General features: G+C 63.0%; 17 protein-coding genes. 13 read left to right on the top strand and 4 right to left on the bottom strand.

Annotated features, from left to right (window positions below; genetic code table 11):
- Positions 1-78: 78 nt before the first annotated feature.
- Both R8871_RS01960 and R8871_RS01955 read left to right on the top strand, forming a co-directional pair.
- Positions 79-1,092 (top strand): hypothetical protein, encoded by a 1,014-nt coding sequence (locus tag R8871_RS01960; protein WP_175048805.1) that lies wholly within the window; start codon positions 79-81, stop codon positions 1,090-1,092.
- 74 nt (positions 1,093-1,166) lie between these two features.
- A complete protein-coding gene (locus R8871_RS01955) occupies positions 1,167-2,579 on the top strand; it encodes a DUF2252 domain-containing protein (protein ID WP_175048804.1) in 1,413 nt (470 codons plus the stop codon).
- Between the two features lie 64 nt (positions 2,580-2,643).
- Here the strand turns inward: R8871_RS01955 and R8871_RS01950 are convergent, their stop codons facing one another.
- Positions 2,644-3,498 carry a polysaccharide deacetylase family protein gene (locus R8871_RS01950; RefSeq protein WP_175048803.1) on the bottom strand — a complete coding sequence of 285 codons (855 nt, stop codon included), beginning with the start codon at positions 3,496-3,498 and terminating at the stop codon, positions 2,644-2,646.
- Between the two features lie 215 nt (positions 3,499-3,713).
- On the opposite strand from R8871_RS01950, the gene R8871_RS01945 reads away from it, so the two are divergent.
- From R8871_RS01945 to R8871_RS01915, 7 genes are all read left to right on the top strand, one after another.
- On the top strand, positions 3,714-4,478 hold the full coding sequence (locus R8871_RS01945) for an SDR family oxidoreductase (protein ID WP_093634811.1): 765 nt from the start codon (positions 3,714-3,716) through the stop codon (positions 4,476-4,478).
- Between the two features lie 76 nt (positions 4,479-4,554).
- A complete protein-coding gene (locus R8871_RS01940; protein WP_175048802.1) occupies positions 4,555-4,740 on the top strand; it encodes an oxidoreductase-like domain-containing protein in 186 nt (61 codons plus the stop codon).
- A 50-nt stretch (positions 4,741-4,790) separates the two neighbouring features.
- Positions 4,791-5,660, top strand: coding sequence for an NAD-dependent protein deacetylase (locus tag R8871_RS01935; protein WP_175048801.1), 870 nt, complete (start codon positions 4,791-4,793; stop codon positions 5,658-5,660).
- A gap of 110 nt (positions 5,661-5,770) precedes the next feature.
- Positions 5,771-6,376: a pyridoxamine 5'-phosphate oxidase family protein gene (locus tag R8871_RS01930; protein WP_175048800.1), complete on the top strand. Its 606-nt coding sequence runs from the start codon at positions 5,771-5,773 to the stop codon at positions 6,374-6,376.
- Between the two features lie 12 nt (positions 6,377-6,388).
- Positions 6,389-7,039, top strand: a complete 651-nt coding sequence (locus R8871_RS01925; RefSeq protein ID WP_175048799.1) for a DUF938 domain-containing protein — start codon at positions 6,389-6,391, stop codon at positions 7,037-7,039.
- Positions 7,040-7,261: 222 nt separating this feature from the next.
- On the top strand, positions 7,262-8,671 hold the full coding sequence (gene gndA, locus R8871_RS01920) for an NADP-dependent phosphogluconate dehydrogenase (protein ID WP_175048798.1): 1,410 nt from the start codon (positions 7,262-7,264) through the stop codon (positions 8,669-8,671).
- A gap of 265 nt (positions 8,672-8,936) precedes the next feature.
- Positions 8,937-9,254, top strand: coding sequence for a DUF4148 domain-containing protein (locus R8871_RS01915; RefSeq protein ID WP_175048797.1), 318 nt, complete (start codon positions 8,937-8,939; stop codon positions 9,252-9,254).
- 132 nt (positions 9,255-9,386) lie between these two features.
- Here R8871_RS01915 and R8871_RS01910 read toward each other — a convergent pair whose 3' ends face one another.
- Both R8871_RS01910 and R8871_RS01905 read right to left on the bottom strand, forming a co-directional pair.
- On the bottom strand, positions 9,387-10,154 hold the full coding sequence (locus R8871_RS01910; RefSeq protein WP_175048796.1) for a DUF2968 domain-containing protein: 768 nt from the start codon (positions 10,152-10,154) through the stop codon (positions 9,387-9,389).
- 168 nt (positions 10,155-10,322) lie between these two features.
- Positions 10,323-10,643: a hypothetical protein gene (locus tag R8871_RS01905; protein WP_074289890.1), complete on the bottom strand. Its 321-nt coding sequence runs from the start codon at positions 10,641-10,643 to the stop codon at positions 10,323-10,325.
- A gap of 248 nt (positions 10,644-10,891) precedes the next feature.
- On the opposite strand from R8871_RS01905, the gene R8871_RS01900 reads away from it, so the two are divergent.
- The 3 genes from R8871_RS01900 to ltaE all read left to right on the top strand — a co-directional run bounded on the left by R8871_RS01900 (position 10,892) and on the right by ltaE (position 13,280).
- Positions 10,892-11,203 (top strand): cupin domain-containing protein, encoded by a 312-nt coding sequence (locus R8871_RS01900; RefSeq protein WP_175048795.1) that lies wholly within the window; start codon positions 10,892-10,894, stop codon positions 11,201-11,203.
- A gap of 158 nt (positions 11,204-11,361) precedes the next feature.
- Entirely contained in the window at positions 11,362-12,108 is a 747-nt protein-coding gene (locus tag R8871_RS01895) for a murein hydrolase activator EnvC family protein (protein WP_175048794.1), read from the top strand.
- 164 nt (positions 12,109-12,272) lie between these two features.
- Positions 12,273-13,280 (top strand): low-specificity L-threonine aldolase, encoded by a 1,008-nt coding sequence (gene ltaE / locus R8871_RS01890; protein ID WP_175048793.1) that lies wholly within the window; start codon positions 12,273-12,275, stop codon positions 13,278-13,280.
- A gap of 70 nt (positions 13,281-13,350) precedes the next feature.
- Here ltaE and R8871_RS01885 read toward each other — a convergent pair whose 3' ends face one another.
- Entirely contained in the window at positions 13,351-14,718 is a 1,368-nt protein-coding gene (locus R8871_RS01885) for an MFS transporter (RefSeq protein WP_175049938.1), read from the bottom strand.
- 753 nt (positions 14,719-15,471) lie between these two features.
- Between R8871_RS01885 and R8871_RS01880 the strand changes: the two genes are divergently transcribed.
- Complete coding sequence (locus R8871_RS01880; protein WP_175048792.1) at positions 15,472-17,925, top strand: glycogen/starch/alpha-glucan phosphorylase; 2,454 nt, start codon at positions 15,472-15,474, stop codon at positions 17,923-17,925.
- Positions 17,926-17,972 lie beyond the last annotated feature (47 nt).

Below are 17,972 nucleotides of genomic sequence, written 5' to 3'. Positions count from 1 at the left end.
GCTCGAAGCCGCTACGCGGCTTCTCATCGGCTCACGAATGCCGGCAGCGACAGCGGCCCATCCGGAGATGCGAAAAGCATGCGGAATCTGAATTCTGCCGAGAACATCAAGCTGGCAGCCAAAGCGGCCTCATGCGTTGCCGGTCTCGGACTTCTATTTGCGTCCGGCGTGGCTCAGGCCCAGGAGTTTTCCCTATTCGGCGGTGGCTCGCGCGCAGGCAGTACAAACACCTACACGTGGGCGTTCAACTATCAGGAAGGGCTCGGGCAATACTTTGCCGCAAGCTTCACGTGGCTCAATGAAGGACACATTCCCGATCATCATCGCGACGGCCAGATGATCCAGCTATGGGGCCGCATTCCCGTCGGGAGTCCACAGTTCGTCCTGCAGGCGGGCGTCGGTCCCTACCGTTACTTCGACACCACCACCGCCGTGCAAGGCGGCAGCTATTCGGACACTCATGGCTGGGGTGTCGTGTATAGCGTGCGCGCGGCGTACTACGCGTCGAGCCGGTGGATCACGCAACTGCAGTTGAATCGCGTGCATGTGCAACGCGGGCCGGATGCGACCAGCGTGATGTTCGGCGTCGGCTATCAGCTCGATGCCCCGAACACACCCGGTCCACGAGACTGGGCAAGCGGCAGTACGCACAAGGTCACTAACAACGAAGTGGCGGTGTATCTCGGCGAGACGATCATCAATTCGACCAGTTCGCCGACTGCACTTGGCGGCGCGATCGAGTACCGGCGCGGCCTTGCGAAATACCTCGATGTGACAGTTGGCTATCTTCATGAGGGCAGCAGCAAGGTGGCGCGCCGCGACGGCTTGACCAGCCAGCTGTGGGCGACGCGCGCGTTCCTCAACGATAAGGTATCGCTCGGACTCGGCGTCGGCGCCTACTATGCGATCAACGAAAACGAGAACAGCCCGACGCCGGGGCCGGGCGCAGGGAAGTTTTCCGGCCTCGTCACGATCGCCGGCTCGTATCGCTTGACCGATCACTGGAATGCGCGGATCGAATGGAATCGTGTTGTGACACGCTATGATCGTGACTCGGATGTGATTTTCGGCGGTGTGGGCTACCGTTGGTGATGGCTCACTGTGCCAGCAGAAGCAGTCTTCTAGAACCGATGGTAAAGATTCACACAAAAAAACCGGAGAAGAGCATGAAAGCCAGCACCATCGCCGAACGGGAGGCCCGTGGCCGTGCCGCCCGTGAGAGCTCGAAGCGTTCGAGCCATCGCACGGTAGGCGAGTTGCATCGCGACCCGATCGAGTTGCTCAAGCAAAGCAGCGAGGGGCGCGTCGAACGGCTTGTGCCGCTGCGCTACGGGCGCATGTCGGTATCGCCGTTCACCTTCTTTCGCGGCACGGCGATCATCCAGGCGCACGATTTGAGCCGTGTCCCCGACACCGGCCTCACGATGCCGATTTGCGGCGACGGCCATCTGATGAATTTCGGCGGCTTCGCGACACCGGAGCGTCAACTCGTATTCGATCTGAACGACTTCGACGAAGTCGCGACAGGCCCCTTCGAATGGGATCTGAAACGCCTGACCGCGAGCCTCGTGGTCGCCGCGCGTCATATGCGTTTGAGCCGCGGCACGGCCGAGCACCTGGTCATGACCGCGGTCACCGAATACCGCGATCGCATGACGCAATACGCGCAATGCGGCGCGCTCGAACTCTGGTACGACCGCATTACCTTCGACCGCATGGCGGAAACCGCGCTAACCCCCGAGCGCCGCCGTATCGTGCGCCGTGGTATGGAAAAGGCCGCGAGCCGTACCCACGAAAATCTGCTGGAGAAAATGGCCGAGCACGACGGCGAGCACTGGACGATCCGCGATGCGCCGCCGGCGCTGTTCCACGTGCTAGGCGCGAACACGCTGTTCACGCCTGAAGAAACCGAAGCATTCCGGGGCCACAACTGGCGCAAGATGCTCGAGCGCATGTGGGGCGAATATCTGAAGACGATGTCGCATGACCGGCGCGAGTTGCTCAGCCATTTCACGGTGCAGGACATCGTATTCAAAGTGGTGGGCGTTGGCAGCGTCGGCACGCGCTGCATGGTCGTGCTGAATGTGGATCACATGGGCAAGCCATTGTTCCTGCAACTCAAGGAGGCGCGGCCGTCGGTGGTCTCCCAGTATTACAAGTCGCCTCCCGTGAAGCACGAGGGCGAACGCGTCGTGCAAGGGCAGCGCATGCTGCAGGCCGCGAGCGACATCTTTCTCGGCTGGGCGAACGGACCGTTAGGGCGCCATTTCTACTTCCGGCAACTGCGCGATATGAAACTGTCGGCGAATATCGAACTGTTCGACACTGACCTGCTGGAAGGCTACGCGAAGCTGTGCGGCTGGATCATGGCGCGTGCGCATGCCAAGGCGAGTGGCCAGGCGATCGAAGTCAGCGCGTATATCGGTCGTGGCGATCAGTTTGCGGAATCGCTCGCGGCTTATGCCGCCAGCTACGCGGACCAGGTGGAGCGTGATTACGACCTGTTCCTGAAGGCCTGCCGCAGCGGCGAGCTCGAGGCGCGCACGGACGAAGACATGGCCGCGGATTTCCGGATGTAAGAGGGGTGTCGGTGCGGCTCGCCGTGTGTTGGCGGCCAGGCCACGCGGAAGGATTGCTGGCAGTTCAGTCGTCGACGCGTGCTTCACGCAGCGTAACGAAGCGCAGGTGCTGGTGGCGCGCCGCGTCGATCACGCGTGGCAGGACGGCGAGTATAAGCGGTTTGCCCTCGACGGTGAGCGCGGCATTTCCATCGTGCAGCAGCAGGATGTCGCGCGCGGCAAGGCCGTGGAGCAACCGGTGCGCGACCACGTGGGGATCGCGCTCGCGCGTGTCGTAGCCGCGCCGCGTCCACGCCGCGAGCCGCAAATCGAGTTTGCGCAGCACGGGTTCGAGAAAGATGTTGCGCAAGCCCGCCGGAGCACGGAAGAACATCGGCCGTTCGCCGCTCAATGCCTGGAAGGTGCGTTGCGCCGCTTCGATCTCGCGCGTGAGCGCGCCCGGAAACGTGACCGAAAACGTGTGTACGTGAACCTGCGAATGGTTTTCGAGCGCATGGCCGCGTGCGACGATCTCGCGTGCGAGTTCCGGGTAGCGTTGCGCTTTTGCGCCGATACAGAAGAAGGTGGCGCGCACGTTGAAAGCGTCGAGCAGATCCAGCACTTGCGGGGTGACGACCGGATCGGGGCCGTCGTCGATGGTCAGTGCGATCGCGTCTGCGTTGCGCGCGCCGTCGGGCAGGCGCGTCCAGTTCGGGCCCAGTAGCGAGGTGCGGGGCAACAGGCCGGCTACTGTGAAAATAGCGTGATTCGCGAAGATCGCGGCGAGCCACCATGGCCATGCGGCGGGTGCCAGCAGGCAGCCGGCTAGCACGAATACGTGCCATGCGGCCGTGGCGGTGAGCATCGCGGGATAGCCGGTGCGCGGCCAGCGGTGCTGCGGCGCGGGTTCATTGCGATGCGGGGTGAAAAGTCTGTTCATAAAGCGTGCTTCCTGTCTTCCTTCCTCCGTCCTGGGAAGGCCATGAATCGCGCGCGTGACGCGCAACAGCCAACGATACCATTGATGCGCAATGCGACGCTGTTGCGGAAGGTAACGATAAGTAATGAAAGAATGCTGAAAGACAGGCTGCTTCGCGCCGGGCGCGCCGCTGTTGTATGGTGCTAAGGCCAAAGAAACCGAGCGGGAGAAGTGCTGTGACAGGAACGGGGATCAAGAAGGTCGCGCTGGTGACGGGCGCGGGCAGCGGCATCGGCCGGGCCTGCGCGCTCAAGATGCTGGAACACGGATATAGCGTCGTACTCGCCGGCCGTCGTCAGGCGCCGCTCGATGCCGTGGTCGAAGAAGCGCAGCAACTGGGCGGCGACGCGCTTGCCGTGGCCTGCGACGTGACGGACGCTGACAGCGTCGCCGCACTGTTCGACACGATCCGTTCGCGGCGCGGCCGTCTCGATGTGCTATTCAATAACGCGGGCCGCAATGGCTCGCCGGTGGATATCGATGAACTCGATGTCGACGAATGGCGCTCAGTGGTCGACACCAATCTCACGGGCGTGTTTCTTTGCACACGCGCCGCCTTCGGTCTGATGAAAACGCAGACGCCGCGGGGCGGCCGCATCATCAACAATGGTTCGATTTCCGCGCATGCGCCGCGGCCGAACAGCATCGCCTACACGGCGACCAAGCACGCGATTACCGGCATCACGAAAGCGGTTTCGCTCGACGGCCGCAAATACGACATCGTGTGCGGGCAGATCGATATCGGCAATGCAGCGACGGAAATGGCCGAGCGGATGGCGCGCGGCGTGCCGCAGGCGAACGGCGAAATCGCCGTCGAGCCGTTGATGGACGTGCAGCACGTCGCCGACGCGGTGCTGCATATGGCCGAATTGCCGCTGTCGGCGAATGTGCAGTTCATGACCATCATGGCGAGCAAGATGCCATTCGTCGGGCGAGGCTGAGCGGGGGCCCTCCGCACGCGGCGCGGAAGATCAACTTATACTGGGCGCTTCCCACCTTCCGGAAAAGCGATTCGCCGTGCCCCGCGCCACACCCAGGGACGACCCAGAGCCGGTGCCGCCCGTGCAGCCCGACCTCGACGATTGTTGTCATAGCGGCTGCAATCCGTGTGTCTTCGATCTCTACGATGAAGCACTCGAGCGCTATCAGTTAGCGCTCGCCGAATGGAAAGCGCGGCAGAGCAAACCGCGTACGCGCCGCTAAACGGAATTTCAGGTTTTACGCCGAGTCCGCAGCCATACCCCGTCCCCGCCATGACCGACCTTCAGCCCGCGCACATCGAACCCTTCAACGAAACGCACACGCTGGACGACCTGCATAACTTCGTGCAGCGTTACCCGCGTCTGTTCGTGCTGACCGGAGCCGGCATCAGCACCGATTCCGGCATTCCAGGCTATCGCGACGACAACGGCGAATGGAAACGTTCGCCGCCGATCACGCTGCAGGAATTTCTCGGCACCGCCGCGATGCGCCGGCGCTACTGGGCGCGCAGCATGGTCGGCTGGCCGGTGGTGGCCGACGCGCAGCCGAATGCCGCGCATACCGCTCTCGCCCGGCTCGAGGCAGCGGGCCATGTGCCGACGCTCGTCACGCAGAACGTCGACGGTTTGCATCAGCGGGCGGGTAGCCGCGAGGTGATCGAACTACATGGCGGCATCGACGGCGTCACGTGTCTGGATTGCGGCATGCAGCATTCACGCGCGTCGATCCAGCAGACGCTGGAAGCCGACAATCCCGCGTTGCTGAACGTCACCGCCGAAACCGCCGCCGACGGCGACGCGCATCTGGAGTGGCACGATCTCGACGCTTTCCGCATTCCGGCGTGCACGAACTGCGGCGGTCTATTGAAGCCCGCCGTGGTGTTCTTCGGCGAAAGCGTGCCGCGCGAGCGTGTCGAAGCGGCCTCGCATGCGCTCGATGCGGCGGACGCGGTGCTGGTGGTGGGCTCGTCGCTGATGGTCTATTCGGGCTATCGCTTCTGCGTGTGGGCGCAGAAGCAGGGCAAGCCGATCGTCGCGATCAATCTGGGGCGCACGCGCGCCGATCCGCTGCTGTCGCTGAAAATCGCGGCGCCCTGTGCCGACACGCTGACCGCGTTGGCGGGCCGTCTGGCACTGGATTGAACCGACTGCCCGTGCTTCCCGAGCCGCGCGCGGCCCGCAAATCGTCGATAATTCCAATCCCACGCAGCACCGCTCTCACGAAAAGCAACCGTCCCGCAAAAGGAACGCCGATGTTGACGACGATCGACCAGCTCGAAGCAATCTACGGTCAGCCCCACGAACGCGCAGTGAAGAAAGAGATTCCCTACGTCAACGAAGACTATCGCGCGTTCATCGAAGTCGCGCCCTTCGTCGTGCTCGCCACCGCCGGTCCCGAAGGCCTCGACTGTTCGCCGCGTGGCGACGCGCCGGGTTTCGTGCGCGTGATCGACGAACGCACGCTCGCGCTGCCGGACCGCATCGGCAACAATCGCGTCGACAGTCTGCGCAATATCATCGTTGAGCCGCAGCTGGCGCTGTTGTTCATCATTCCGGGCGTCGGCGAAAGTTTACGCGTGAACGGCCGCGGCCGGATTTCCAACGATCCGGAATTGCTGGACAGTTTCGCCGTCGAAGGTAAACTGCCGCGCACCGTGCTGCTGATCGACGTCGAAGCGGTGTACTTTCATTGCTCGAAGGCGCTGGTGCGCTCGAAACTGTGGGATCCCGCGCGTCATGTCGAACGTTCGCGACTGCCGAGTGCCGGCGAGATTCACCGCCGCATCAACGGCGCCAGTTTCGATGCCGCGACCTACGACCGTGAACTCGCCGAGCGCGTGCGCACGATCCTGTACTGAAACAAACTGAACATGACTGATTCCCATCCGGCGTTGCGGCAACACTCGCCTTCCGCCGAACGCAATCGCGAAGCCATCCTTGCCGTATTGCGCGAGGTGCTGCCACCCACCGGCCGTGTGCTGGAAATCGCGAGCGGCACGGGGCAGCATGCTATCTGCTTCGCCGGCGCATTGCCTGGGCTTGACTGGCAACCGAGCGATCCCGATGCGGATGCGCGTGCGTCGATTGCGGCGTGGATCGCACACGCAGGGCTGGCGAACGTGCGCGCGCCGCTCGCCCTCGATGTGCATCAGGCGGATTGGGGCGTGCAAACGATGAATGCGCCCGATCAGTTCGACGCCGTGGTCTGTATCAACATGATTCACATCTCGCCGTGGAGCGCAACGCAAGCGCTATTCGCCGGCGCGAGTCGCCGACTGGTCGACGGCGGTGTACTGTATCTGTACGGCCCTTACAAACGCGATGGCGCGCAAACCTCGCCGAGCAACGATGCGTTCGATCAGCAATTGCGCAGCCGCGACCCCGCGTGGGGCGTGCGCGACATGGAAGCGGTGGTCGCGTTGGGCGCATCGGTCGGACTCGTGTGCGACGAGCCGATCGCGATGCCGGCGAACAATTTCAGTCTGGTTTTCAGGAAACGCCTGGACGCGGCGCGGGTTTGACAGACGCTGTGTCATGCGGCGCGTAAGCGGTGCGTCATAAAGCGCATCGCGGGGCGCGGCATAAAGTTGAGGCCCGCACGCAGTGGAAAACCCGCTCGTTGAGTGGCAATGCACGTCAGCGAGCGGCAAGCCAGCATTTCTTTTATCCTTTCACCCTCGACGTCCCGCCGACGTTCTTTCCGGCGCGGCGTCCCGACATTCATTGGACTCTGGAGAATTCACATGGGCAAACAGGCAATCGGCGTGGTGGGGCTAGCGGTCATGGGCCGCAATCTGGCGCTCAACATCGAAAGCCGCGGCCACGCGGTCTCGGTGTACAACCGTAGTCGCGAGAAAACCGACGAACTCATCGCCGAATATCCGGACAAGAAGCTGGTGCCGGCCTTCACGCTGGAAGACTTCGTGGAATCGCTGGAAAAACCGCGCCGCATTCTGCTAATGGTCAAGGCAGGCGAAGGCACCGACGCGACAATCAACCAGCTAAAACCGCTGCTCGACAAGGGCGACATCCTGATCGACGGCGGCAATACGCATTTCACGGACACCATCCGCCGCAATCAGGATCTCGCGAAGTCCGGCCTGCATTTCATCGGCACGGGCGTGTCGGGTGGCGAAGAGGGCGCATTGAAAGGCCCGTCGATCATGCCGGGCGGCCAGCGCGACGCCTATGATCTCGTCGCCCCGATCCTTACCGAAATCGCCGCCAAGGCGCCGGACGGCGAGCCGTGCGTCGCGTACATGGGTCCGGACGGCGCGGGCCATTTCGTGAAAATGGTGCACAACGGCATCGAATACGGCGACATGCAGCTGATCGCCGAGAGCTATGCGGTGCTCAAGCAGGTCGTCGGTCTGTCGAACGAGGAGCTGGCCAAGGTCTACACCGAATGGAACGAGGGCGAGCTCGACAGCTACCTGATCGAAATCACCTCGAAGATCTTCAAGAAGAAAGACGAAGAAACCGGCAAGGATCTGGTCGACGTGATCCTCGATCGCGCGGCGCAGAAGGGCACCGGCAAGTGGACCAGCCAGAACGCGCTCGACCTCGGCGCACCGCTGCCGCTGATTACGGAAGCCGTGTTCGCGCGCGTGCTGTCGTCGCTGAAGACTCAGCGCGTGGCGGCGAGCAAGGTGCTCGAAGGGCCGGCAGCCAGGCCGCTCGGCGCCGAGCGTGACGCGTTCATCGAATCGGTGCGCCGCGCGCTGTACTTCAGTAAGGTGATTTCGTACGCGCAAGGTTTTGCGCAACTGCGCGCGGCATCGGAAGAGTACAAGTGGGATCTGGATTACGGCACGATCGCGAAGATTTTCCGCGCCGGCTGCATCATCCGCGCCCGCTTCCTGCAGAAGATCACCGACGCCTATACGAAAGACAAGGCAATCGCCAATCTGCTGCTTGATCCGTACTTCCGCGACATCGCGAAGAACTATCAGTCGGCGTTGCGCGAAGTTGTGATCGCCGCCATCAACGCGGGCGTGCCGGTGCCGGCATTCGCGTCGGCAGTGGCGTATTTCGACGCGTATCGGTCGGAACGCCTGCCGGCGAACCTGGTGCAGGCTCAGCGCGATTTCTTCGGCGCGCATACGTTCGAGCGTATCGACAAGCCGGGCAGCTTCCACGCGAACTGGAGCTGAGCGTTTGAATCGTGGCCCGGTGCGCGCTTGCAGCAAGGCGCGCCGGGCCGCGCAAGCGATTGAAATCTGGATGGGCAATTATTGCTGATAGCTATTGGACAGATAGCGTGGCAGCACGCTGGACCCTCTACTATTGCGAATTTTGGAATAGAGTTTCATCGTTTCAGGGGTTTCCCCTAGATGTTGCCGCTCCTAAACTTCTACTTAAGCGCTACGGGACAACGAGCCCAAAGCACATTAAATACAAGTTCTGGAGGTTTACATCATGAAGACTCTTATCTCTGCAGTTGTCGTCGCCGCTGCTCTGGTCGCTCCTGTTGCTTCGTTTGCTCAATCGAACCAGCCGGTTACCCGCGCTGAAGTGCGCGCTCAACTGGTGCAACTGGAAAAGGCCGGTTACAACCCGATCGGCGATCATGTTGACTACCCGGCTAACCTGCAAGCTGCACAAGCCCGCGTCGATGCACAGAACGGCACCGCTCAAGCTGTGAACAGCGGCTACGGCGCACCGATCGCAGGCACCTCGCAAGCTGGCCGTCCGGTGACTGGCAACGACCGTAACTCGGTCTACTTCGGCAACTAATTCGCCGAAGCTGATGTGAACGCCGCCTGGCTGACAGGCGGCGGGTAATGAAAAAAGCGCCGCCCGGATTGCCGGGCGGCGTTTTGTCGTTTACGGCCTGGACTTGGCGTCAGACCGATTTCAAGGCGCGCTTCAACGGTTCGGCAAATGCGGAATCCCTTCGTTGCTGGTCAGGTTGAGTTGATGAATCTGCCGATGCGCCTTGTTCAGATGCGCCTGCGCGGCGACGCGTTGCGCTTCCAGTTGCGACACCTCCTTGCGCACCTGATGCTGCCGGTTCGACACGGTCTGTTCCTGCGCGCCGCGCCGTTGCAGGTCCGTGCGCAAGCGTTCGGCCTGCGCTTCGGAGCGGGCGATCATGCGTGCAAGCTGTTCGTTTTGCGCCTCGAGTTGCGCGCGGCGCGTTTCGCCTTCCGAAAGCCGCGTCGCCTGTTCCTCGAAGTGATGGAAGGCCGCTTCCGCGGCTTCGAGGTCAGCAGCTTTGAGCGCGCGCCACAGCGAGCCGTCCTGATACAGCGCGACGTAGTACGCCAGCTCCTTCGCGTGGAACAGCAGACTGACCGAATAGGCGAAGCTGCGGAACACGCGGAACGGCGTCAGCGCTTCTTCTTCGGCGAGCCATTCGATTTCGGCGGTGTCGGCCATCTGCACGCCGCGTGCGCTAACCTGCGAGGGCACCACCGGCACCGGCCGCAACGTCGTCACAGGGCGCGCCGGCTCGGCGACTGGGGCGGTGGGTGCGCCAGCGGGAGTGACAGCCGGCGCGACGCCGGCCGCCGCGGCCAGTGCCGCTTCCTCGCTATCGTCGGGCGATACGGAATCGGCGGCGTTCTCTCGCGCGACCTGCACGAGATGCGATGGGCCTGCCAGCACGCTGCGGCGGTTCAGGAGACTTTTCACGGCGGTTCCTCCGGTTGACTCGCCAGAAACCTTCAGACGGCGTCGACAGTCATGCATGCCGGACAATCTGGCTGTTCGGGCGGTGAGCGAAAAGTGGCGGACCGGCGGTACTAGCGGCTGAGCACCGGGGTGCGCGGCAGTGCGGAAGCGTTTTCCGCGAGCGCAGCTTTAATGCAGGGAGCGATGCCGGCGGCCTATTTCATCGAACAGCGCGCGGCTGGGTTCGAGGGCAAGCAACCAGGATTCGTCGTAACCGCTGAGATTGTCGAGCGCCTCGCGCAGCCGTTCGATCGCCAGCGCCGGAATCTCGACGCTGGCTTCGACGCCGCTCGACAATCCCGCGATACTGGCCAGCTGGACCAGCGCGTCGGCGGCTTCGGCGACGTCTGCCGCGAAAACCAGATGGGTGTTCAGCAACTCGACCAAACCAGGCGACGCCGCAATATCGTCGACGTTGAGTTGCACGGCCAGAAACGTGGCTTTGTTCATCCTCAACTCCTCGCTGGATCCAGGCGTTTGCGTACGGTGCGTTGCGGCAGCATGACTGAGTATAGGCGAGGGTTGAAACGATTCAATAATCACACGAATGCGCTCGCGAGGCCGTATGGCCGCGGTTGTGCCTGCTGCAACACCTATAATGGGGTCGGTCGAAATGCGTGATCCCGCTGGGCCGGGCGGTTTGGTATGCGGCACGGATAACGCGTCGATACCGACTGCTTCTCAACCCACTATTCACCATGAAGATCATTCGCAGTAAGAGCTTCACCGCGACGCGTCCGTGGGGCGCGCTCGATATCGCCAACATGGGCGGCATTACGACGCGCCTGCATTGGACCGATCAGCCGTACAAGTGGCATGTCAACGACGGCGAGGAAGTGTTCGCCGTGCTCGATGGCCGCGTGGAAATGCGCTATCGCGAAGGCGGCGTTGAACTGTCGGCGATTCTGGAAACGGGCGACGTGTTCTACGCGTCGGTCGGCACCGAACATGTCGCGCATCCGATCGGCGCGGCGCGCATTCTGGTGGTCGAGGCTGAGGGCAGTGTCTGACGGTTCCTTGGCCCATACCGTGTCGAAGCCGTTGCCAACGTGCGCGGCGGCATAATGTGGATAGGCGCGGATAGGCGCCGTGGCGCCCGTAGCGAGCGGCACGGCGAATGCTTGGGGCTGATTGAATCCGATTGAATCTACGTGTCGAGGAAAATCACATGACAAGACAATGGCAATTCACGGCGACCCGGTTGCTGATCTCGGCGACACTCGGCGTGATGATCAGCGGTTGTACGTCGATGCCGTGGGAAAGCACGCCGTTCTACAGCAGCGCGCCGTCCCACCCGACTACCCTTGGCACGGTCCCTGTGCCGGCCGGTTACTACCGCGCCAATCCGGGCGACACGCTGGCGGGCATCGCGTCGGCGTACGGTCGCAAGCCGCAGGAGATTGCTGCATGGAACGGCCTCGCAGCGAATTCGGCGGTCAATCCGGGGCAGGTGCTGCGGGTGGCGCCGCCAATGGCGTCGGGTAGCGTGGTGACGCCGCCGGTTGGCGTTGCCGGTCAGAATGGCGCGCCCGGCGTGGCGCAGCAAGGGGTGTTGCTGTGGCCGTTGCGGGGTCCTGTGCTGAAAGCGTTCGCGCCGGGCAAGTCCAACGGTATCGTGATCGGTGGCCACGCGGGTGATCCGGTCAAGGCGGCCGCGACCGGCCGGGTGGTTTACGCCGGCACGGGTATCGAGGCTTACGGTCCGCTCATCATCATCAAGCACGACGACTCGCTGATTACCGCCTACGGGCAGAACAGCACGCTGCTCGTCAAGGAAGGCGACGCTGTCGCGCAAGGACAAACCATCGGCGAAGTCGGCGTGGATAGCCGCGGCGTGGCGTCGATCCAGTTCGAAGTCCGCCAGAACGGCCAACCGGTCGACCCGCTCGCGTGGCTGCCGAAGTCGGGCGGGTAAGCCGCGCTTATTAGCGCGGTTTTCAGCGTCGCGTTAATTGAATACACTGTGTGGCTCTACAGCCGGAACCGCGGCCGCTCATCGACGCAGATGATGCGGTGCCCGCGCCGGCTGTCGCAGGCTGTCAGGCATTGACACAAACAGGGACACACAAGGCTCTCACCATGATCGATTTGCGCAGCGATACCGTAACCCGTCCCACCGCGGCTATGCTCGCGGCGATGTCGGCCGCCGAAGTGGGCGACGACGTCTGGGGCGACGATCCAACCGTGCTGCGTCTGCAGGCAACGGTCGCGGAGCGTGCCGGCAAGGAAGCCGGCCTGTTCTTTCCGAGCGGCACGCAAAGCAATCTGGCGGCGTTGATGGCGCATTGCGCCCGCGGCGACGAATACATCGTCGGCCAGTTGGCGCATACCTATAAGTACGAAGGCGGCGGCGCGGCGGTGCTCGGCAGTATCCAGCCGCAGCCGCTCGAGAATGCCGCCGACGGCTCGATTCCGCTAGAGAAGATCGCCGCCGCGATCAAACCGATCGACAACCACTTCGCGCGTACGCGGCTGCTGGCGCTGGAGAACACCATCGGCGGCAAGGTGCTGCCGGCGGGTTATGTCGACGAGGCGGTGCAGCTGGCGCGTAAGCATGGTTTGTCGGCTCACCTCGATGGCGCGCGGGTCTACAACGCGGCGGTCGCATCGGGCAAGCCGGTCGCGGCGCTGTGCGAGCCGTTCGATTCGATCTCGATCTGTTTTTCAAAGGGGCTGGGGGCGCCGGTCGGCTCGGTTCTGGTCGGCAGCAAGGCGCTGATCGACGTGGCGCATCGCTGGCGCAAGGTGCTGGGCGGCGGGATGCGTCAGGCCGGCGTGCTGGCGGCGGCATGCCTGTACGCGCTGGATCACAACGTCGAGCGTCTCGCCGACGATCACGCCAACGCCGCGCATCTGGCGGCCGGTCTTGAATCGATCGACCATGTCAAGGTGCAGTCGATCGCGACCAACATGGTGTTCGCGCATTTTCCGCAGCAACATTGCGCACCGCTTGAAGCGTGGCTCAAGGAGCGCGGCGTCCTCACGCAGATGCTCTACGCGTCGCGCTTCGTCACGCATAAGGATGTGTCGCGTGCGGATATCGATACGTTTCTCGCTGCGGTGAAGGGGTATTTCGCCGCGCATTAACCGACGCGCATTAACCGAAATACCGCGAAGAAAAAACGGGCGCACTGCCACAGCAGTGCGCCCGTTTTGTTTATTTCGCCGACGCTTTCGCGTGCACGCCTGAGCGATGCGAAGGCGCGAACAGCCGCAGTCCGCTCGCAAGGCTCGCCGCGCCGGCAAAGAAGGCGCCCGTGCTGAGTGCCAGTGTGGGTCCATGGCGTCCGGCGATACCGAAGCTCAGCGCGACCAGCGCAGCGCCGGTGGTCTGCCCAAGCAGCCGGGCAGTCGCGACGATGCCGCTGGCGCCGCCGCTGCGCTCGGGCGGCGCGCTCGCCATCAATGCCTTCAGGTTGGGCGACTGGAAGAAGCCGAAGCCCGCGCCGCAAATCGCCATGCGGATGCCGATGTCGAGCACATGCGGATGCACCGGCAACAACGCCAGCGACGCCATTCCCGCCGACATCACGGCAAGACCGATCGCGCCAAGCAGGCCCGGCGGATAGCGATCAGACAGACTGCCTGCCAGCGGCGCGGCCAGTGCGACCACCACGGGCCACGGCGTCATCAGAAAGCCGGTCTCGACCTGGCTGCGATGCAGCACGTCCTCGAAGTAGAAAGGCAGCGACACGAACGCCAGCCCTTGCGCGGCGAACGAGCACACCGCAGTCACGGCCGACAACGCGAACACCGGCCGCTTGAACAGATCGACCGGCAGCATCGGCGCGGGGTGACCGGCTTCACGGCGAATCAGCAGCAGGCCGAACACCACGGCGATCGCGGCCGCGCTCAGCACCAGTTGCGTCGAGGCGCGCTGGGCCGCTTCGCCGAGCGCGAAGATCAGCGCGGCGAAGGTGATCACGTTGAGAAGCGCCGCAATCGGGTCGAAGTTGTGCTTGCCGCGCTCGGTGTGCGGCAGCGCGGGCCATGCGAAGGCCAGCGCCAGCAGACCGAGCGGCACGTTGACCGCGAACAGCCAGGGCCACGCGGCAACCGACAGAATCAGCGAGGCCACCGTCGGCCCGACCGCGAACGACACGCCGACGATCAACGCGTTAGTGCCGAGGCCGCGCCCGAGTCGATGCGGCGGATACAGATAGCGGATCAGCGCCGTGTTGACGCTCATGATCGCGCTCGCGCCGAGACCTTGCAGCACGCGCGCGGCGGCCAGCATCGGCAGTGTGGAAGCGAGCGAGCACGCCAGCGACGCCAGCGTGAACAGCGCAATGCCGCCGATATAAATCCTGCGATGCCCGACGATGTCGCCGAGTGCGGCGAGCGGCAGCAGTGTCGCGACCATCGCGAGCTGGTAGGCGTTGATGATCCACACCGAAGCGGCGGGCGCAGCGTGCAGATCCGCGGCGATGGCGGGCAGGGCGGTGTTGGCGATTGCTGTGTCGAGCGTGGCGAGCGCGACTGCGAGCATGATCGCGGCCATCGCGCGGCGATTGGCGGCGCTCATCGGGCCGTCCGCTGGAAGAGTCTGGTCGAGCGTGGCGCCGTGGGTGGCGCTGGGTTTGTCGGACAAGGCGTGGCTCGTCGGGTTATGCATGCCGCAGCGCCATGTGTGTCGAAGGGACAGCACGGCGGCGTGCAGGCGGCAGGGTTGCGTGGCGTGAAGCGCGGGGCTTGAGTTCAGCGGTCAGGACGGCGCGCGCGGCGAATGAAGTGATTGTTACAGAGACGTGGAAATCGTGCTGGGAGGCCGGCAGGGCGGGGTGCTTGATCGGGCGTCCGTAATGCAACTAACGGTCAAGCCCGTGTGGCGTCTTCGAATCGGCGTGGCCCCGCGTTGTCGCATATCGCTTAGGCATAACGGTTCAGCAGACGAGGCGCGCCGATTTGACCACGTATCGAACCGGTCAACGCATTCATCGGCACGTCACACGTCGAAAAAGATAATCGTGCTGTCTCTCCCATGCAGTCGGCTTTCATTGCGCGCCATCGTCTGCCTGTTTTGCGGGCCGATGCACGCGTCGAGTGCCGCGCACACGCTGCCTCTGCACCGCGTGCGTGCGCGCAATGCGTGTGAAATGCACGAAGCCCCGTATATCGGCGGGCATGGCATGTGCATGAGCACCCGCTCGCGTTCGGCGGTGTCCCTGCGCCGTAAAATGTCGTACTCTGTTTGCTAACCCGCCTGACCGGCACGCGCCTCCCGTCCGTCATCTATGCGGTTCGCGTATGTCGCGTCGTTTTTTCCCCGGAGGCTTCGATGACAGCCGTCGATCTGGAATTCGACCAGCTCAACAGTACCGTCGACGCGCTACGGCGCTCAATTTCCAATCGCATGATGTACGGCGTCGGCAAGGACGCCGTCACCGCTCATCCCCATGACTGGCTGCACGCCGCGGCGCTCGCCGTGCGCGACCGGCTGGTTGCGCGCTGGATGAAGACCACGCGCCTGCAGTACGAACAGGACGTCAAACGCGTCTACTACCTTTCGATGGAATTTCTGATCGGCCGCACGTTTACGAACGCGTTGCTGGCGCTCGGCATCCACGATCAGGTGAAGGAAGCGCTCGCGGATCTCGGCGTCGATATGGACACGCTGGTCAATATCGAGCCGGACGCGGCCCTTGGCAACGGCGGCCTCGGGCGGCTCGCCGCCTGTTTTCTCGATTCGATGGCGACGCTCGGCATTCCGGGTTTCGGCTACGGTATCCGTTACGAATACGGCATGTTCCGTCAGGAGATCGTCGACGGCGAGCAGGTCGAAGCGCCGGACTACTGGCTGCGCGCGGGCAATCCGTGGGAGTTTCCGCGGCCCGAGATCAAATACATGGTGCACTTCGGCGGCCGCACGGTGCAGCGTGGCGAGCATGTGGAGTGGATCGACACCGAGCATGTGAACGCAACCGCGTATGACACCGTCATTCCGGGTTATGCGACAGACGCGACCAACACGCTGCGCCTATGGTCGGCGCGCGCCACCGAAGAACTCGATCTCGGCGCATTCAATCGTGGCGACTACCGCAACGCGGTCGATACGAAGAACATGTCGGAGAACGTTTCGCGCCTGCTGTATCCGGACGACTCGACACCGGCCGGCCGCGAACTGCGGCTGCGGCAGGAATACTTCTTCGTCTCGGCGACCATGCAGGATCTGATTCGCCGCTATCAGCGCACGCACAGCACGTTTGGGCGCTTCTCCGAAAAGGTGGCGGTGCATCTGAACGACACGCACCCGGTTCTGGCGATTCCCGAACTGATGCGTCTGCTGGTGGATGTTCATCATCAGCCGTGGGACAAGGCGTGGCATCACGTCACGAAGATTTTCTCGTACACGAACCACACCTTGATGCCCGAAGCGCTCGAAACGTGGGACGTCGAGATGCTCGCACGCCTTTTGCCGCGGCATCTGGAGATCATCTTCGAGATCAATGCGGGCTTTCTCAAGCATGTCAGCGAACAATCGGGACACGACGGCGAGATGATCCGCCGCATTTCGCTGGTCGACGAGTACGGTCAGCGGCGTGTGCGGATGGCGTACCTGGCGATCGTCGCGAGTCACAAGGTGAATGGTGTATCGAAGCTGCATTCGCAACTGATGACGCGCGATATTTTTTCCGACTTTGCGCGCATCTATCCGGACCGCTTCACGAACGTCACCAACGGCATCACGCCGCGGCGCTGGCTGGCGCAGGCGAGCCCGTCGCTGTCGTCGCTGATCGATCAGCAGATCGGCAAGCATTGGCGCAGCAACCTGTTCGAGCTGGAGCAACTGCGCAACCTGCGCAACGACAGCGCGTTCATCGACGCCTTTCATGAAGCGAAGCGGCAGAACAAACTGCGGCTCGTGCAGCGGCTTGCGCATCACACCAAACTGCACTTCGATCCCGATGCGTTGTTCGACCTGCAGGTCAAACGCATTCACGAATACAAGCGGCAATTACTGAACGTGTTGCATGTGATCGTGCGCTACAACCAGATTCGCGCGAATCCGGAGCGCGATTGGGTGCCGCGCGTGGTGATGTTCGCCGGCAAAGCGGCGTCCGCGTATCGCATGGCCAAGACGATCATCAAACTGATCGGCGACGTCAGCGAGAAGGTCAATCACGATCCGTTGATCGGCGATCGCCTCAAGGTGGTATTCGTGCCGAACTACGGCGTGAGCGTGGCCGAGCTGATCATTCCGGCGGCCGACCTCTCCGAGCAGATTTCAATGGCCGGCACCGAGGCGTCAGGCACTGGCAACATGAAGCTCGCGTTGAACGGCGCGTTGACGATCGGCACGATGGACGGCGCGAACATCGAGATCTGCGACGCTGTGGGGCGCGAGAATATTTTCATCTTCGGCCATACCGCTGATGAAGTGGACAACCTGCGCGCCACCGGCTACCGGCCGCGGCAAGTCTACGAGGAGAATCCGGAATTGCGCATGGCGCTCGATCAGATTCGCACCGGTTACTTCTCACCGGATGATCCGCTGCGCTTCTCGGACATTTTCCACACGTTGGTGGATTGGGGCGATCACTATATGGTGCTCGCCGATTTCGCCGCGTTTGCGAAAGCGCAGGACGAAGTGGATGCGCGTTTCGTCGACCGGCGCGCATGGACCGAGAGCGCGATTGAGAACGTCGCGGGTATGGGACAGTTTTCATCGGACCGCACCATCGGCGAATATGCGCGCAATATCTGGCACGTGAATCCACTCAGCATGGAGTGATACGAGCACGCTTGTCTACGGCGCTTGCTCAGATGAGAAAGGCCGTG

The sequence above is a fragment of the Paraburkholderia sediminicola genome (assembly GCF_902859805.1).
GTDB classification, from domain to species: domain Bacteria; phylum Pseudomonadota; class Gammaproteobacteria; order Burkholderiales; family Burkholderiaceae; genus Paraburkholderia; species Paraburkholderia sediminicola.
The sequence above is the reverse complement of the archived record's forward strand: the minus strand, read 5'-3'. Positions and strand labels throughout refer to the sequence as shown.

What these genes read in the sequence shown, in the direction of transcription:
- R8871_RS01960 (WP_175048805.1), top strand. Translation starts at nt 79, where the DNA reads ATGCGGAATCTGAATTCTGCCGAGAACATCAAGCTGGCAGCCAAAGCG.
- R8871_RS01955 (WP_175048804.1), top strand. Translation starts at nt 1,167, where the DNA reads ATGAAAGCCAGCACCATCGCCGAACGGGAGGCCCGTGGCCGTGCCGCC.
- R8871_RS01950 (WP_175048803.1), bottom strand. Translation starts at nt 3,498, where the DNA reads ATGAACAGACTTTTCACCCCGCATCGCAATGAACCCGCGCCGCAGCAC.
- R8871_RS01935 (WP_175048801.1), top strand. Translation starts at nt 4,791, where the DNA reads ATGACCGACCTTCAGCCCGCGCACATCGAACCCTTCAACGAAACGCAC.
- R8871_RS01930 (WP_175048800.1), top strand. Translation starts at nt 5,771, where the DNA reads ATGTTGACGACGATCGACCAGCTCGAAGCAATCTACGGTCAGCCCCAC.
- R8871_RS01925 (WP_175048799.1), top strand. Translation starts at nt 6,389, where the DNA reads ATGACTGATTCCCATCCGGCGTTGCGGCAACACTCGCCTTCCGCCGAA.
- gndA (WP_175048798.1), top strand. Translation starts at nt 7,262, where the DNA reads ATGGGCAAACAGGCAATCGGCGTGGTGGGGCTAGCGGTCATGGGCCGC.
- R8871_RS01915 (WP_175048797.1), top strand. Translation starts at nt 8,937, where the DNA reads ATGAAGACTCTTATCTCTGCAGTTGTCGTCGCCGCTGCTCTGGTCGCT.
- R8871_RS01905 (WP_074289890.1), bottom strand. Translation starts at nt 10,643, where the DNA reads ATGAACAAAGCCACGTTTCTGGCCGTGCAACTCAACGTCGACGATATT.
- R8871_RS01900 (WP_175048795.1), top strand. Translation starts at nt 10,892, where the DNA reads ATGAAGATCATTCGCAGTAAGAGCTTCACCGCGACGCGTCCGTGGGGC.
- R8871_RS01895 (WP_175048794.1), top strand. Translation starts at nt 11,362, where the DNA reads ATGACAAGACAATGGCAATTCACGGCGACCCGGTTGCTGATCTCGGCG.
- ltaE (WP_175048793.1), top strand. Translation starts at nt 12,273, where the DNA reads ATGATCGATTTGCGCAGCGATACCGTAACCCGTCCCACCGCGGCTATG.
- R8871_RS01885 (WP_175049938.1), bottom strand. Translation starts at nt 14,718, where the DNA reads ATGAGCGCCGCCAATCGCCGCGCGATGGCCGCGATCATGCTCGCAGTC.
- R8871_RS01880 (WP_175048792.1), top strand. Translation starts at nt 15,472, where the DNA reads ATGACAGCCGTCGATCTGGAATTCGACCAGCTCAACAGTACCGTCGAC.